The following is a 14,089-nucleotide window of genomic DNA, read 5'->3' on the forward strand; positions in this document are numbered from 1 at the left end:
CGTCACAGGCCGAGCGCCCGGAAGACGCCCGGCAGCGCCTCGGGCAGATCCTCGGCGATGAGGCCCGGGCCGAAGGCGCGGGCCGCCTCGACATGCAGCCAGGCGCCGGTTTCCGCCGCCTCGAAGGGTGTGAGGCCGCGGGCGAGCAGACCGGCGATCAGCCCCGCCAGCACATCCCCCGCGCCGGCCGTGGCCAGCCAGGGCGCGGCGCGCGCGCCGGTCGCCCGGTTGACGGCCACCTCGCCGGGCGAGGCGATCACGGTCTCGGCGCCCTTCAGCAGCACGGTGCAGCCCGCGCGCCCGGCCGCCGCGTGGCAGGCATCGACCCGCGCCGTCAACTCCTCCGCCGCCGCAAGATCCGGAAAGAGCCGCGCGAACTCCCCCGCATGGGGGGTCAGGACGCAGGCCGGATGCAGGCGGTCGAACAGGATGGCGTCCCGCGAAACCAGCGTCAGCGCATCCGCATCAAGGACCAGCGGCCGGCCCGAGGCCAGCGCCGCGGCCACCAATTCGGCCCGCACCGGCTCGAACCCCAGGCCCGGACCGAGGCAGAGCGCCGAGAACCGGCGATCCTCGAGCAGGCGGTCCAGATCCTCGGCCGCATCGAGGGCGCGCACCATGATCGCATCGAGCCGGGCGGCATGCTCGGCCACCGCCGCACGCGGACAGCCAAGCGTCACGAGGCCCGCGCCGACCCGCAGCGCCGCCCGTGCGGCAAGCCGGGCCGCACCGCCATGGCCGGGCGGGCCCGACACGACCAGCGCATGGCCGTGGTGATACTTGTGCTGCTCCTCGCGCTTGCGCAGCCGCTCGGCCACAGGCCCGGCGCCGATCTCGCGCAGGGTCATGGCGCGGCAAGGCCGATGTCGGCCACCACGACCCTCGCGCCCGATGCGCGGAGGGCGGCATGGACCGGCTTCTCGGCGTGGAAGGTCACGATCAGTTCGGCCGGGAAGGGTTCCGTTGCGAGCGCCTCGCCGCTGTCGCAGTTCCAGCCAGTGGGGATGTCGACCGCCACAAGCCGCGCCTTGCCCTGCCGCCAGAGCGGGCGGAACGGCTGCAGCATCCCCTCGGCGCTGCGATACTGGCCGATGCCGAGCAGCGCATCCACCACCAGCCGTGCCTCTGCCGCCGCGCGGGCTACCGCCTCGGGGGTCGGCATGGCAATGTCGCCGCCGCCCTGACGCCAGCGCACGGCATTGGTCCAGGCGTCGCCCGCCCGCGGCGGCAGGCCCGGCAGCATCAGCGCCTCCCAGCCGATCGCGAAGACCGTCACGCTCCAGCCACGCTCGCGCAGGAGGCGCGCCACCACGAAGCCGTCGCCGCCGTTGTTGCCCGGCCCGCAGAGCACCACGGCGGAGGCGGGTCCCGACAGCTCGGGCCACTCGTCGGCCACGGCCTCGACCACCGCCGCGCCGGCACGCTCCATCAACTCCAGCCCGGTCGTCCGTCCGGCGTTCATCGCCGTCGCCTCGATGGCGCGCATTTGGGCAGATGTGACAAGTTGGACCATTTCCCGCCTCGTAGCGTTCTTTTCCCGCCGCCATTTCGAGCGGCTTGCCTAAAATCTAGCCGGCGCGACGAGATTCCCCCGGCTCCGCCGCCGCCTCCGATCCTAGCCAATTGTCCCCGCAGGCGAGAAGTGATCAGTGGCTTTCGGACAAGGCAAGTGGGGGAGTCGAGCCATGAAGAAGATCGAGGCGATCATCAAGCCGTTCAAGCTCGACGAAGTGAAGGAGGCGCTGCAGGCCGCTGGCGTGCAGGGACTTTCGGTGACCGAGGTCAAGGGCTTCGGCCGCCAGAAGGGCCACACCGAGCTCTATCGCGGGGCCGAGTATGTCGTCGATTTCCTGCCAAAGGTGAAGATCGAGGTGGTTCTGGCCGATGACATGGTCGATGCCGCCGTCGAGGCGATCATCGCGGCCGCCCGCACCGACAAGATCGGCGACGGCAAGATCTTCGTCAGCCCCGTCGAGCAGGCCATCCGCATCCGCACCGGCGAGACCGGCGAAGACGCGATCTGACCCCCGAGACCGGGGCCGGCGCGGCAGAACCGGCCCTTCGACAGCGATCCTTCAGCAAAGGGAAGACAATGAGCAAAGTAGCTGATGCTCTGAAACTGATGAAAGACGAGGAGGTCGAATACGTCGACATCCGCTTCACCGACCCGCGCGGCAAGCTCCAGCACGTGACGCTGGTGGCCGATCTCGTCGACGAGGACTTCTTCGAGGAAGGCTTCATGTTCGACGGCTCGTCCATCGCGGGCTGGAAGTCGATCGACCAGTCGGACATGAAGCTGATCCCGGATGCGGGCTCGGTCTACATCGACCCGTTCTATGCCGAAAAGACGATGTGCGTGCACTGCAACGTCGTCGAGCCGGACACGGGCGAGCCCTACTCGCGCGACCCGCGCGGCACCGCGCTGAAGGCCGAAGCCTACCTGAAGGCCTCCGGCATCGGTGACGCCGCCTACTTCGGGCCGGAAGCCGAATTCTTCATCTTCGACGACGTGCGCTACTCGGTGACGCCGGCGAAGGTGGCCTACCAGATCGACGCCGATGCCGCGGCCTGGAACACCGACTCGGAATACGAGATGGGCAACCTCGCCCACCGTGCCGGCCACAAGGGCGGCTACTTCCCGGTGAACCCGATCGACGAGGCCCAGGACCTGCGCGGCGAGATGCTCTCGACCATGAAGCGCATGGGCATGAAGGTCGACAAGCACCACCACGAAGTGGCGACCTGCCAGCACGAACTCGGGCTGATCTTCGGCGGGCTCACCGAGCAGGCCGACAACATCCTGAAGTACAAGTATGTCATCCAGAACGTCGCGGCCGCCTATGGCAAGACCGTGACCTTCATGCCGAAGCCCATGAAGGGCGACAACGGCTCGGGCATGCACGTCAACATGTCGATCTGGAAGGACGGCAAGCCGCTCTTCGCGGGCGACAAGTATGCCGACCTTTCGCAGGAAGCCCTGTGGTTCATCGGCGGCATCCTGAAGCACGCCAAGGCGCTGAACGCGCTGACCAACCCGGCGACCAACAGCTACAAGCGCCTGATCCCCGGCTTCGAGGCCCCGGTTCTGCGCGCCTACTCCGCCCGCAACCGCTCGGGCTGCGTCCGTATTCCGTGGACCGAGTCGCCGAAGGCCAAGCGCGTCGAAGCCCGCTTCCCCGATCCGTCGGCGAACCCCTATCTCGCCTTCGCGGCGCTGCTGATGGCCGGCCTCGACGGCATCAAGAACAAGATCGATCCGGGCCCGGCCTCGGACAAGGACCTCTACGACCTGCCGCCGGAAGAACTGGCCGAAATCCCGACCGTCTGCGGCTCGCTGCGCGAGGCGCTCGAGGAGCTGGAAAAGGACCACGACTTCCTGCTGGCCGGCGACGTCTTCACCCGCGACCAGCTCGATGGCTACATCGCGCTGAAGTGGGAAGAGGTCTATGCCTACGAGCACACGCCGCACCCGGTCGAATACCAGATGTACTACAGCTGCTGATCAAGGCGGCGAGGGACAGGAAAGGGCGCCTCCGGGCGCCCTTTTTTCTTGCCGAGGCGTCTCGCCAAGGCCGCAATTCGTGCCCACTCCTGCCGAAGTCCTCTCCCACGGTCCGCGAAGACGGCATCGGCAGAGGAGAATCCTCATGACACCCGCAACGGCCAGCGTGATCGCGCAGCTTCTGTTTGTCGAGCGGCCAGGCATCGGCTTCCCGGGCTTCATCACCGGGCTGCACCGCGCGCTGCTGCGCGGCCGAGCGAAGCGGCCGGTGCTGCAGTGGGATTGTGACGACGTCGCGATGATCGACCTCGAAGGGGCACGAATCCTGCTGGGCCTCGGCGGCTGTCCCTCGCCTGACCATGCTGCCTGCCTGACCGTCTCGGTCGGACCGATTTCGAACGGCGCGACCGGAAGTCCGCTGCTTCGCCGGGCCGGACCGTTCTGCCGGACGATCGTGGAATGCGTCGAGACCCGCTGGCCAGCCGACCTTGTGCTGTGGCAGCGGCTCGATGGCGCCATGACGCCCGAGCGTCGCGACGAGATGGTGGAGCGGCTGACCGACCTTTCCCCCTGCAGCGCCACGGCGGGGCGGGCGGCCGCTCTCGCACGGCTGCGCGCGGCGCTTCGTCAGGCAGGCGCCCCCCTCTGCGAAGCGGCCGGCCCGCCCTAGCCTTTCCGCCGCGCTGTCGGGCGCTGCCATGCGGTCCGCGGGGCGAGAGGTTCCCGGGCAATGCGACCTGCGCGCAGGGACGCCAGCGGTTCAATGCGCAGCCCCCGCCCCATCGCGTCGATTGAAACGCGCGGCCGCAGGTCTAGATCAAGGCAGGTAGGCTTCCGCCGCCGCAGGCGCGACCACGGGCATGCGCGGACCGCATTGATTCTGCGCCTTCGCGTCCGCACGTGGCGATTTCGTCATCTTCCAAAATCAGACACGTCAATGCGACATTTGCGCGCATGACTTTGGAACTTTCCGCTCCAGATCATCTTGAACAACTGCGTGCCTAGTCGGCCCGATTGAGTCCCCGCCGCCGGTCCGGGTGATCGGGCCGAGGCGGTTCCTTGACGTCGGAAGTGAAAGGAACAGTAATGACCGTAAATACCGTGGACGTTTCGGCCGGCCAGGCTCTCAAGGTTCTGCGCGAGGGATGGGCTGCACAGCGCGCCGGCGCCCTGACAACCTCATGGATGCTGCACGGACGCCCCGGCGTGGGAAAGACCGAGATCGTTCGCCAGCTTGCCGGGGAACAGGCAGCCCGGCTCTACGACCTGCGCCTTACCACCATCGAAAGCCAGGACCTGCGCGGCTTGCCCTATTACGACCACGCGACGCGCAAGACGATGTGGTATCGCCCCGAGGATCTTCCCGACGATCCCGACAAGCCGGCACTGCTGTTCCTCGATGAACTGACTGCCGCGCCGCCGCACCTGCATCCCGCCGTCTATGGCCTGCTGCTGGAGCGTCGCGTGGGACCCCACCACCTTCCCGACAACGTCTTCGTGGTCGCCGCCGGCAACATGATTGAGGACGGCGCCGTGGCCTACGAAATGGGGACCGCGCTCTCGGACCGGCTGATCCACCTTCAGGTCCGCGCCTCGGCCTCGGACTGGCTGGAAAACTACGCCATTCCGAAGACACTGCACCCCGCCGTGCTTGCCTTCATCCGCATGCGGCCGGACCTGCTGGAAACCACGGCCGAGGCGCTCGACCGCGGCCTGATGATCTCGACCACGCCGCGCAGCTGGGAGCGCGTCAGCCGCATCATGGGAGCTGTGACGGATCGTGCCCTGCGCCGGATCATGGTGGCGGGCACCGTGGGCGAGGCGATCGCCGCCGAGTTCATGCTGGTGGCCGATGACATCGAGACCTCGGTCTCGGTCGAGCGGCTTCTGAACGCCGCCCCGCACGAGCGGATCAGCCTCTATCCGGATTCGATGCACGGGCTGCACGCCCTGATCTACGGCCTCGTGGGGGCGCTCGGGCCGCAGACGGCGGCACCGGTGATCGACGTCATGGCCGGGATCCGCACGCTCGACCTGCACCGCACCGATTGCGCCTTCGGCCGGATGCCGCTGGCCGAACTCTGCACGCACGGCTTCGAGATGGCGATCCGCCGCGGGCTGGAGCAGGGCCTTGCCGAAGACTTCCTGTGCCATCCGGCCTATGCCGCCTATGCCAGCGAACGGCAGGCGCTGGGGCTGGAATGAGCGCCCGCCACACGCGCCGCGCCGGCGCCGCGCTGCGCCGGCTGTCCGAGGAGGATCCGGCGCTTGGCGCGCTGGCGCTCTGGTGCGCCCATCGCGACAGTGACGCGCGCGACATGGCCGCCTGGACGGACGGCCGCTCGATCTTCTACGGCCCGGGCTTCGAATTGCTGGCGGCGCATGAACAGGTGGGCCTCGCGGCGCATCAGGTGCTGCATCTCGCGCTGCGCCACGGGCCGCGCGCCCAGGCCATGCACAGCCGCTTCGGCGACCGCTACGACGACGAGCTGTTCAACATCGCCTGCGACGCGATCCTGAACCAGACGCTTGTCGAGGCCGGCCACTGCATCCCGCGCCCCGCGGTCCTGCTGCCCGACCTCCTGAAGGCGGCCCTGCCCGAGGACACGCAGACCAGCCGCTGGGACGCCGAGGGGCTTTATGTCCGGCTGATGACGGAGTCGAACCGCTCGGGCAAGGGCAACGGCGGCGGGGACGGCAAGGGCAAGGGCCGCGACCCGAGCGAAGCGCGCCCCGATCCCGCGCAGGCTGCGCGCGACTTCGCGAAGCAGAAGGGGTTCGGTTCGGACCTTGAGCCTGCCCCCGGCCCGGTCGAGGGCGACGAGGACGAGTCGCCTGACGCCTCCGAGTGGCAGGAGCGGATCGCGCGGGCGATGGAGGCCGGACGCTCGGCCGGGCGCGGGATCGGGACGCTCTCGCACCGGCTGCTTGACCTGCCCCAGATCGGCATGCCTCCGTGGGAGCGCCTGCTGCGCCGGATGATCTCGAAGGCGGTGACCCATGTCCCGCGTCCCGACTGGGGCACCCCCGCGAAACGCTGGCTGGCCGCCGACAGCGCCGCCGCAATCGAGGGGCGGTTCCAGCCCGCCTTCCAGCCCGCGCGGCGCCCCGACCGGAACCGGGCACGGGTGGCAGTGGCGATCGACACCTCGACCTCCATCGACAATGCGCGCCTGTCGCTGTTCGCGGCGCAGGTCGCGGGCATCGGGCGCCGCACCGGCGCCGAGGTGCACGTTCTGGCGTTCGATACCGTCGTCACCGGCCATACCCGGATGCAGGGAATCGCCTGGGAATCCGAGATCCAGCGCGTGACCTTCGCCCGCGGCGGTGGGACCGATTTCGGCCCAGTCATCGCCAAGGCAATGGAACTGGACCCCTCGGTGATCGTCATGCTCACCGACCTCGACGGCCCCTGCGGGCCCCGACCGAAGGTGCCCGTGATCTGGGCGATCCCGCAGGAAACCGCTCCGCCTCCGCCCTTCGGCAAGGTGATCAGCCTCGCGCGGTAGACGAGCGCAAAAGTTTTCCGTTGAAGTGTTCGTTGCGCGATACGGCTGCCAGCTGCGCCAATCGAAGCTCACGGGCTTGCGTCGCGCACCGGGTTTACGCAGACCGCTCAAGGCACAAGCACCGACCGGCCGTGAAATACAATGCCAGCACCAGACGCTCCCCCAGCTGATAATACGAAAGGCCGTCGGCAGAATGCCGACGGCCTTTCGTGTCATCGAAACGTCAGGCGGGTTCCTTCACCCTGCGCGCCATTCCCGCGAGACGCGCATGGGCCGAGATGCTGCCAGCCTCCAGAGATACCTCGCGCACCGGCGTCTTCTGCACGAGGTTCACCCGCAACAGCATGGCTTCGTCCAGCCCTTCGGCAAAGAGGCCCTCGCGCAGCATCCTCTGTTCGTCCCGGCTCAGGTCGATCACCGCGTTGTCGCTGGCGCTGTGCACCGAGACAAGGGTGATCGGCGGCAGCCGCGCGAGGCTCGACTGTTCGACCACGAGCGTCAGCTTGCCCTTCGCCACGCCGCGGCTGGCGGCAATGCGGGTCAGCACCGCGCGCCCTCGCGTGCGCAGCAGGTCAAGCACGCGCTCGGCCTCCTCCGCCTCGCCCTTGCGCGCCCGCACCGGGACAAGATTGCCCTCGGCGAACAGCATCAGGAACAGCAGCGCCGGCGACAGGCCCAGCGACGCCGTCACCAGATCCGGCGCCACAAGGACCGCGGCGGGAATCGGCGCGATCACGGCGGCATTGCGCAGCATGGGCGATTCGGCCGCCATCCGCCAGAAGGCCGAGGACAGCATGAGCCGCCGGGGCAGAGGCCGTTGGGCCTCGGCCAGCATCAGTCGGGGAAGCCGGCGCGCCTTGAGCGTCCAGCGATTGAAGATGGTGGAGGGTGCCAGTACGAAGATCATGTCCAACCTGCCTGTTGCCCTCTCAATGTTCGGGGCGCACCTGCGGTTCCCGGTGAGAGCCGCCGGGAGCTATTGGACATTTACGTCATCAGCAGGAAACGGATCACCGGCGTCCCGGCCCTGCGCCGGGCGGGCCGAGGCTCAGCCCCGACCGCGCCGCTCGAACCGCGGCAGCATCGCCGAGAAGTCCCTGCCCCGGCCGTCCTCGCGCTCCACGAAGCTCTCGTAGAGATCGGCGGCAAGGCGGCCCATCGGCGTGTCGGCATCCGCCGCCTCGGCCGCCTGCTGCGACAGGCGCAGGTCCTTCAGCATCAGTTCCGAGGCGAAGCCGGGCCGGTAGTCGTTGTCCGCCGGGCTCTTCGGCCCGACGCCCGGCGCGGGGCAATAGGCGTTCATCGTCCAGCTGTAGCCCGAGGAGGTCGAGACGACATCGAACATCTTCTGCCGGTCGAGACCCAGCTTGTCGGCCAGCGCGAAAGCCTCGCAGGTGGCGATCATGGTGACCCCGAGGATCATGTTGTTGCAGATCTTCGCCGCCTGCCCTGCGCCGGCATCGCCGCAATGGACGGCCTTCTGCCCCATGACCTCGAACAGCGGCAGGACCTTCGCAAAGCTCTCGGCGCTGCCGCCGACCATGAAGGTGAGCGTCCCGGCCGCGGCCCCGCCCACCCCGCCCGAGACCGGCGCATCAAGCGCACCGAGGCCTGCGGCCTCGGCCTGCCGCGCGACCTCGCGCGCGCTCTCGACGTCGACGGTCGAGCAGTCGCAGAGCACCGCGCCCTTCGGCATGACCGGGGTGACCTCGGCCGCGACGGCGCGGAGGATCTGGCCGTTCGGCAGCATGGTCAGCACGACCTCGGCCTCGCGCGCGGCCTCGGCGGCCGAAGCCGCAGGCGCGACGCCCTCGGGCATCGGTGCCGCGGTGTCGAAACCGGTGACCGAGTGCCCGGCCGCGGCGAGGTTGCGGGCCATCGGCCCGCCCATGTTCCCCAGACCGATGAATGCGATTTTCATATGCTCTCCTCCTCGAAAGTCAGGGCGTGCGGCCCGAGCGGCTCCAGCAGGGCCACCACCTCCTCCGGGCTCACGTCGCCAATCTCCGCGTGCCGCCAGCGCGGCTTCCGGTCCTTGTCGATGATGGCCGCCCGGATGCCTTCGAGGAAATCCGCCTCCGCCTGCGCGCGATAGGTGAAACGGTATTCCATCCCGAGCGCCTCGCGCATCGTGGGTGTCGGCCCCAGCCGGTGAAGGATCTCGAGGGTCGCCGCCATCGCAAGTGGCGAGCCGCGGGCAATGGCCTTCAGCGCCTCACCCGCGAAGGGCGATCCGTCGGCGGCCAATCCCTCGGCGATGCCTGCAAGGCTCTCGGCCGCGAACAGGCGGTCGATCTCCTCCCGCAGGTCGGGGATGCGCCCGATGGGCGGCTCATGCGCCGGGATCTCCAGCCGCCCCTCCTCCAGTGCGGCGATCAGGTCGGGCCACTCGGCCTCGGGCACGAGATGGTCGGCAAAGCCCGCGACAATGGCATCGCCCGGCCCCATCCGGCTGCCGGTCAGCCCGAGCCAGACCCCGACCCTGCCCGGCGCATGTGCCAGCAGATGTGTGCCGCCGACATCCGGCACGAGGCCGATGGCGCATTCCGGCATGGCGATCTGCGTCGTCTCGCCGACGATCCGGTGACTGGCGTGGCAGCCAAGGCCCACGCCGCCGCCCATGGTGAAGCCCTGCATCAGACTCACGACCGGCTTCGGATAGTCCGCTATCCGGGCGTTCATCCGGTATTCGTCACGCCAGAAGGTCTGGCCGAAGGCATGGTCGCCCGCAGTGCCGCGGGCGTAAAGTTCGGCAATGTCGCCGCCCGCACAGAAGGCGCGCGGGCCGGCCGCATCCATCACCACCAGATCGACGTCGGCATCCTGCACCCAGCCCTTCAGGGCGGCGTCGATCCTCAGGCACATGTCGTAGTTCAGCGCGTTCAGCGCCTCGGGGCGGTTCAGCGTGATGCGCCCCGCCCGGCCGCGCTTGCGGATCTCGACCTCGCTCATGCCGTCACCAGGCTGCGGGCCACGATCAGCCGCATGATCTCGTTGGTGCCCTCGAGGATCTGGTGCACCCGCAGGTCGCGCACGATCTTCTCGATCCCGTAATCGGCGAGATAGCCATAGCCGCCATGCAGCTGCAGGCACTGGTTCGCCACGTCGAAGGCCGCATCGGTCACCATCAGCTTCGCCATCGCGCAGAACTTGCTGGCGTCGGCCTCGCCCCGGTCGAGCTTCCACGCCGCCTGCCGCAGGAAGATCCGCGCGGATTGCAGCTTCACCTCCATCTCCGCCAGCCGGAACTGCAGCGCCTGGAAGTCGTCGAGCCGTCGCCCGAAGGCGCGGCGCTCGGACATGTAGGCCAGCGTCGCGTCAAACGCCGCCTGCGCGCCGCCGAGCGCGGTCGCCGCGATGTTGAGCCGCCCGCCGTCGAGGCCGGACATGGCGTAGGAGAAGCCGCGGCCCTCCTCGCCCACGAGGTTCTCCGCCGCGACGAGGCAGTCATCGAACTGGACCTGGCGCGTCTCCTGCGCGCGCCAGCCCATCTTGTCCTCGAGCCCGCCGAAGCTGAGCCCTGCGGAGCCGGCCGGCACGATCACCGTCGAGATGCCCTTCGGACCCTCCCCCCCGGTGCGGCACATCACGAGATAGGCGTCGGAATAGCCGCCTCCGGAGATGAAGGCCTTGGTGCCCGTGAGGCGGTAGCCGTCGTTCCCCTTCACGGCCCGGGTGCGCAGGGCGGCGGCGTCCGACCCCGCGCCCGGCTCGGTCAGGCAATAGGAAACGAGGGTCGAGAGCGCGCAGACCCCCGGCAGCCACCGCGCCTTTACCTCGTCCGAGGCATAACGGTCGATCATGCCCGCGCACATGTTATGGATCGACAGGAAGGCCGCGACCGAGGGGCAGGCCATGGCGAGCGCCTCGAACACCAGCGTCGCGTCGAGCCGGCCGAGGCCCGAGCCGCCGAAGTCCTCGGAGACATAGACCCCGCCGAAGCCCAGTTCCGCAAGCCTCGGCCAGAGGCTCCGCGGGATGGTGCCCTCCGCCTCCCAGGCGCGGGCGTTCGGCGCGATCTCGGCCGCGCCAAAGTCGCGCGCCATGTCGAAGATCGCCTGCTGCTCCTCGCTCAACGCGAAATCCATGCTTCCTCCCCCGTTGTCCCCGAGCCACGAGGTTAGAGCAGCCGCCTCGGCGGTGTAAAGCGAGCGGGACGTTACGTAATTCCGGCGGATCGGGCCTGAGACGCGTTCCGCCACGCACGTCGGGAGGGAAGCCTGCGCCTGCGGCACGCCGGGACGGGTGATTGCCGGATTGCGCTGGTGCCCCCAGACGGGATCGAACCGCCGACCTTCGGTTTACAAAACCGCTGCTCTACCAGCTGAGCTATAAGGGCACGCCAGTTCCGATACCCTGCCGGGACAAACGGTGCAAGCCCTCAGGGCGCGCGATTGGCCCGCGCAAGCAGCGCGACCGCGGCAAGACCAACCAGCATGACCAGAAGCGCGGCCGGGGCGGAATCGCCAAGGCGCTCGAGGCTTGCCTGTTCGTGCGCCCGCGTGGCCAGCGTATCGTAGTTGAAGGGCCGCAGCAGCAGCGTTGCCGGAAGCTCCTTCACGCAATCGACGAAGACGACCAGCAGCGCGGTCGCCACCGATCCGCGCATCAGCGGCAGATAGACCGCGCCCAGCGTGCCGCCCGGCCCGCGGCCGAGCGAGCGCGCCGCCAGCGGCAGGCTGGGCGAGATCCGCCCGAAGGCCGAATCCACCGCGCCCTGTGCCACTCCGAAGAAGCGAACCACATAGGCCAGGACCAGCGCCGCCGCCGTCCCGGTCAGAAGCAGGCCGGGATCATGCCCGGTCAGCGCCTCGACCGCATCGGCGACCCTGTGGTCGAGCGCCGCCAGTGGGATGAGGAAGCCGAGTGCCAGCACCGCGCCGGGCGCGGCATAACCCAGCAGCGTCAGCGGCAGGACCAGCCGCGGCAGGCCGCGCCGCGCAAGCCGGACGCCATAGACAAGGAACACCGCACCCGCCACCGTCAGGACCGCCGCGATCCCCCCCACGGTCAGCGTGTTGCCAAGCGCGCGCAGCAGGCCGGGCGAGGTCCAGGCCTCCGGCCGCCGCACCGCATGGCCCAGCATCACCCCCACCGGCAGCAGGAAGCCCATGGCGAAAGGCAGGGTGCAAAGCAGCGCGGCCAGCCAGCCCCGTCCCCCGGCCAGATCGACCGGCACGATGGGCCGGCTGCCGCGCGACATGCGGTGGTACCGTGCATTTCGCCGACCCAGCCGCTCCAGCGCCAGCAGCAGGAAGATCAGCACCAGCACCACGCCTGCGATCTGCGCGGCACCCCCCGCATTGCCCGCGGTCAGCCAGACCGAGAAGATGCCGGTGGTCAGCGTCTGCACGCCGAAATGCTCGACCGTGCCGAAATCCGCCACCGTCTCCATCATTGCCAGCGCGACGCCGGCCGCGATGGCGGGCCGCGCCAGCGGCAGCCCGACCCGGCGGAAGAGACCGAAGGGTCCGGTCCCCAGCGCACGTGCCACCTCGTAGGAGGCGCCCGACTGCTCGCGGAACGCCGCGCGCGCCAGCAGGTAGACATAGGGATAGAGCGCCGAGGACAGCACGAGCACCGCCGCCCAGCGCGAGCGCACCTCGGGGAACCAGTAGTCGCGCGCCGACTGCCATCCCGTCAGTCCGCGCAACCCGGTCTGCACGGCGCCGGAATAGTCGAAGAAATCCGCCAGCGCATAGGCCCCGACATAGGCCGGAATGGCGAGCGGGAAGAGCAGCGCATGATCAAGGAAGCGCGAGCCGGGAAACCGGTACATCGTGACAAGCCATGCCGCCCCGGTTCCGACCGCCGCGGTCAGCAGCGCAACGCCACTCATCAGCAGGAGCGTGTTGCCCAGGTAGCGCGGCAGAACGGTCGCCAGCAGATGCGGCCAGATGTTCTCCACCGGATGGAAGGCGATCCAGAGCACCGAGACGATCGGCGCCAGCACCAGCGCCGCGATGGCAAGCGCCCCCAGCGACCAGCCGTCCGGCCAGGGCAGGCGCCTCTGCGCGACCCGCTCGGCGGGTGCGGGTGTCCGATCGGTATCCAGCATGTCCCGCGATTAGCGGAAACCGGTTTCCCTGTCCAGAAAAGCCCCTATAGTCCGCCACGTTGTTGCCAGCCGGATCCCTGTGCCATGCGAGTCATCTACCACCTCGGGGCCCACTGCACCGACGAGGAACGGCTGCTGAGGTGTCTTCTCGCCAACCGCGAGGCGCTGGCGCAGGCCGGGATCGCCGTGCCCGCGCCCGCCGGCTACCGGACGCTGCTGCGGGACACCGCAGTGGGGCTGAAGGGCATGCCCGCCTCCATCGAGACGCGCGGCGCCGTGCTGTCCCGCATCCTCGACCTGCCCGGGGCCGGGCGGATCGTGCTTTCCTGGGACAGCTTCCTGTCCTATCCGCAATGGGTTCTGCGCGGCGCGCTCTATCCGGCGGCGGGAGAGCGGGTGCGCGCCCTCGCCGACATCTTTCCCGGCTGCGAGGTCGAGGCGCATCTGGCGATCCGCAACCCCGCGACCTTCCTGCCTGCGCTGCTCCGGAAGCAGCGCGGCCGCAGCCACGCGGACTTCCTCGAGGGCAGCCAGATCGGCGCGCTGCGATGGTCGGACACGATCCGGTCGATCCGCCTGGCCGTGCCCGAGGTGCCGCTGACCGTCTGGTGCGACGAGGATACGCCGCTGATCTGGCCCGAGGTGCTGGTCGCCGTCTCGGGCCATCCGGATGCGGGCCGCTTCGAGGGGGCGGACGATCTGCTCGCCTCGCTCATGTCGCCCGCCGGGCTGAAGCGCATGCGCGCCTTCCTGGCCGAGCATCCGCCCCAGAGCGCGCAGCAGCGCCGGCAGGCCGTCTCGGCCTTCCTCGAGAAGTTCGGCCTGCCGGAGCGGATCGAGATGGAATTCGAGATGCCCGGCTGGACCGACGAGGTCATCGACACCCTGACCCGCGGCTATGACGCGGATGTCGCCCGGATCCAGTCACTGCCGGGTGTCACCTTCATCGCGCCATGAGCGGGGGCAAGGATCAAGCCCCCGGCGGGCGGGGGTGAAAGCCTGCCGGCAGGCCCCTCCATC

General features: G+C 69.3%; 13 protein-coding genes and 1 tRNA gene. 6 read left to right on the top strand and 8 right to left on the bottom strand.

Annotated features, from left to right (window positions below; genetic code table 11):
• Positions 1 to 2 precede the first annotated feature (2 nt).
• Positions 3 to 848 carry an NAD(P)H-hydrate dehydratase gene (locus CK951_RS21975; RefSeq protein ID WP_096785819.1) on the bottom strand — a complete coding sequence of 282 codons (846 nt, stop codon included), beginning with the start codon at positions 846 to 848 and terminating at the stop codon, positions 3 to 5.
• Positions 845 to 1,513, bottom strand: a complete 669-nt coding sequence (locus CK951_RS21980) for an NAD(P)H-hydrate epimerase (RefSeq protein ID WP_325175720.1) — start codon at positions 1,511 to 1,513, stop codon at positions 845 to 847. Before CK951_RS21980 ends, CK951_RS21975 begins: the two co-directional genes overlap by 4 nt.
• Before the next feature lie 172 nt (positions 1,514 to 1,685).
• On the opposite strand from CK951_RS21980, the gene CK951_RS08990 reads away from it, so the two are divergent.
• The 5 genes from CK951_RS08990 to CK951_RS09010 all read left to right on the top strand — a co-directional run bounded on the left by CK951_RS08990 (position 1,686) and on the right by CK951_RS09010 (position 7,011).
• The gene (locus CK951_RS08990; RefSeq protein WP_096785821.1) at positions 1,686 to 2,024 is read left to right on the top strand and encodes a P-II family nitrogen regulator; all 339 of its coding nucleotides are present in this window, start codon (positions 1,686 to 1,688) and stop codon (positions 2,022 to 2,024) included.
• Between the two features lie 68 nt (positions 2,025 to 2,092).
• On the top strand, positions 2,093 to 3,502 hold the full coding sequence (gene glnA, locus CK951_RS08995; protein WP_096785822.1) for a type I glutamate--ammonia ligase: 1,410 nt from the start codon (positions 2,093 to 2,095) through the stop codon (positions 3,500 to 3,502).
• A 145-nt stretch (positions 3,503 to 3,647) separates the two neighbouring features.
• Positions 3,648 to 4,172 carry a hypothetical protein gene (locus tag CK951_RS09000; protein WP_096785823.1) on the top strand — a complete coding sequence of 175 codons (525 nt, stop codon included), beginning with the start codon at positions 3,648 to 3,650 and terminating at the stop codon, positions 4,170 to 4,172.
• Positions 4,173 to 4,588: 416 nt separating this feature from the next.
• Positions 4,589 to 5,707, top strand: a complete 1,119-nt coding sequence (locus CK951_RS09005; RefSeq protein WP_096785824.1) for an ATP-binding protein — start codon at positions 4,589 to 4,591, stop codon at positions 5,705 to 5,707.
• Positions 5,704 to 7,011 (top strand): VWA-like domain-containing protein, encoded by a 1,308-nt coding sequence (locus tag CK951_RS09010; RefSeq protein ID WP_096785825.1) that lies wholly within the window; start codon positions 5,704 to 5,706, stop codon positions 7,009 to 7,011. The genes CK951_RS09005 and CK951_RS09010 overlap by 4 nt, the downstream gene beginning before the upstream one ends.
• Before the next feature lie 223 nt (positions 7,012 to 7,234).
• On the opposite strand, the gene CK951_RS09015 is transcribed toward CK951_RS09010, so the two are convergent.
• The 6 genes from CK951_RS09015 to CK951_RS09040 all read right to left on the bottom strand — a co-directional run bounded on the left by CK951_RS09015 (position 7,235) and on the right by CK951_RS09040 (position 13,069).
• Positions 7,235 to 7,918, bottom strand: a complete 684-nt coding sequence (locus tag CK951_RS09015; protein WP_096785826.1) for a hypothetical protein — start codon at positions 7,916 to 7,918, stop codon at positions 7,235 to 7,237.
• Positions 7,919 to 8,059: 141 nt separating this feature from the next.
• Positions 8,060 to 8,932 carry a 3-hydroxyisobutyrate dehydrogenase gene (mmsB, locus tag CK951_RS09020; RefSeq protein ID WP_096785827.1) on the bottom strand — a complete coding sequence of 291 codons (873 nt, stop codon included), beginning with the start codon at positions 8,930 to 8,932 and terminating at the stop codon, positions 8,060 to 8,062.
• Positions 8,929 to 9,963, bottom strand: a complete 1,035-nt coding sequence (locus CK951_RS09025; protein WP_096785828.1) for an enoyl-CoA hydratase/isomerase family protein — start codon at positions 9,961 to 9,963, stop codon at positions 8,929 to 8,931. Before CK951_RS09025 ends, mmsB begins: the two co-directional genes overlap by 4 nt.
• Entirely contained in the window at positions 9,960 to 11,099 is a 1,140-nt protein-coding gene (locus CK951_RS09030; RefSeq protein ID WP_096785829.1) for an acyl-CoA dehydrogenase family protein, read from the bottom strand. Before CK951_RS09030 ends, CK951_RS09025 begins: the two co-directional genes overlap by 4 nt.
• A gap of 175 nt (positions 11,100 to 11,274) precedes the next feature.
• A tRNA-Thr gene (locus CK951_RS09035) sits at positions 11,275 to 11,350 on the bottom strand.
• 42 nt (positions 11,351 to 11,392) lie between these two features.
• Positions 11,393 to 13,069 (bottom strand): iron ABC transporter permease, encoded by a 1,677-nt coding sequence (locus CK951_RS09040; RefSeq protein ID WP_096785830.1) that lies wholly within the window; start codon positions 13,067 to 13,069, stop codon positions 11,393 to 11,395.
• A gap of 84 nt (positions 13,070 to 13,153) precedes the next feature.
• On the opposite strand from CK951_RS09040, the gene CK951_RS09045 reads away from it, so the two are divergent.
• Positions 13,154 to 14,026: a hypothetical protein gene (locus tag CK951_RS09045; RefSeq protein WP_096785831.1), complete on the top strand. Its 873-nt coding sequence runs from the start codon at positions 13,154 to 13,156 to the stop codon at positions 14,024 to 14,026.
• Positions 14,027 to 14,089 lie beyond the last annotated feature (63 nt).

Origin of the sequence: Rhodobacter sp. CZR27 (assembly GCF_002407205.1) — a bacterium.
Classification (GTDB): domain Bacteria; phylum Pseudomonadota; class Alphaproteobacteria; order Rhodobacterales; family Rhodobacteraceae; genus Cereibacter_A.

What these genes read in the sequence shown, in the direction of transcription:
- CK951_RS21975 (WP_096785819.1), bottom strand. Translation starts at nt 848, where the DNA reads ATGACCCTGCGCGAGATCGGCGCCGGGCCTGTGGCCGAGCGGCTGCGC.
- CK951_RS21980 (WP_325175720.1), bottom strand. Translation starts at nt 1,513, where the DNA reads ATGGTCCAACTTGTCACATCTGCCCAAATGCGCGCCATCGAGGCGACG.
- CK951_RS08990 (WP_096785821.1), top strand. Translation starts at nt 1,686, where the DNA reads ATGAAGAAGATCGAGGCGATCATCAAGCCGTTCAAGCTCGACGAAGTG.
- glnA (WP_096785822.1), top strand. Translation starts at nt 2,093, where the DNA reads ATGAGCAAAGTAGCTGATGCTCTGAAACTGATGAAAGACGAGGAGGTC.
- CK951_RS09000 (WP_096785823.1), top strand. Translation starts at nt 3,648, where the DNA reads ATGACACCCGCAACGGCCAGCGTGATCGCGCAGCTTCTGTTTGTCGAG.
- CK951_RS09005 (WP_096785824.1), top strand. Translation starts at nt 4,589, where the DNA reads ATGACCGTAAATACCGTGGACGTTTCGGCCGGCCAGGCTCTCAAGGTT.
- CK951_RS09010 (WP_096785825.1), top strand. Translation starts at nt 5,704, where the DNA reads ATGAGCGCCCGCCACACGCGCCGCGCCGGCGCCGCGCTGCGCCGGCTG.
- CK951_RS09015 (WP_096785826.1), bottom strand. Translation starts at nt 7,918, where the DNA reads ATGATCTTCGTACTGGCACCCTCCACCATCTTCAATCGCTGGACGCTC.
- mmsB (WP_096785827.1), bottom strand. Translation starts at nt 8,932, where the DNA reads ATGAAAATCGCATTCATCGGTCTGGGGAACATGGGCGGGCCGATGGCC.
- CK951_RS09025 (WP_096785828.1), bottom strand. Translation starts at nt 9,963, where the DNA reads ATGAGCGAGGTCGAGATCCGCAAGCGCGGCCGGGCGGGGCGCATCACG.
- CK951_RS09030 (WP_096785829.1), bottom strand. Translation starts at nt 11,099, where the DNA reads ATGGATTTCGCGTTGAGCGAGGAGCAGCAGGCGATCTTCGACATGGCG.
- CK951_RS09040 (WP_096785830.1), bottom strand. Translation starts at nt 13,069, where the DNA reads ATGCTGGATACCGATCGGACACCCGCACCCGCCGAGCGGGTCGCGCAG.
- CK951_RS09045 (WP_096785831.1), top strand. Translation starts at nt 13,154, where the DNA reads ATGCGAGTCATCTACCACCTCGGGGCCCACTGCACCGACGAGGAACGG.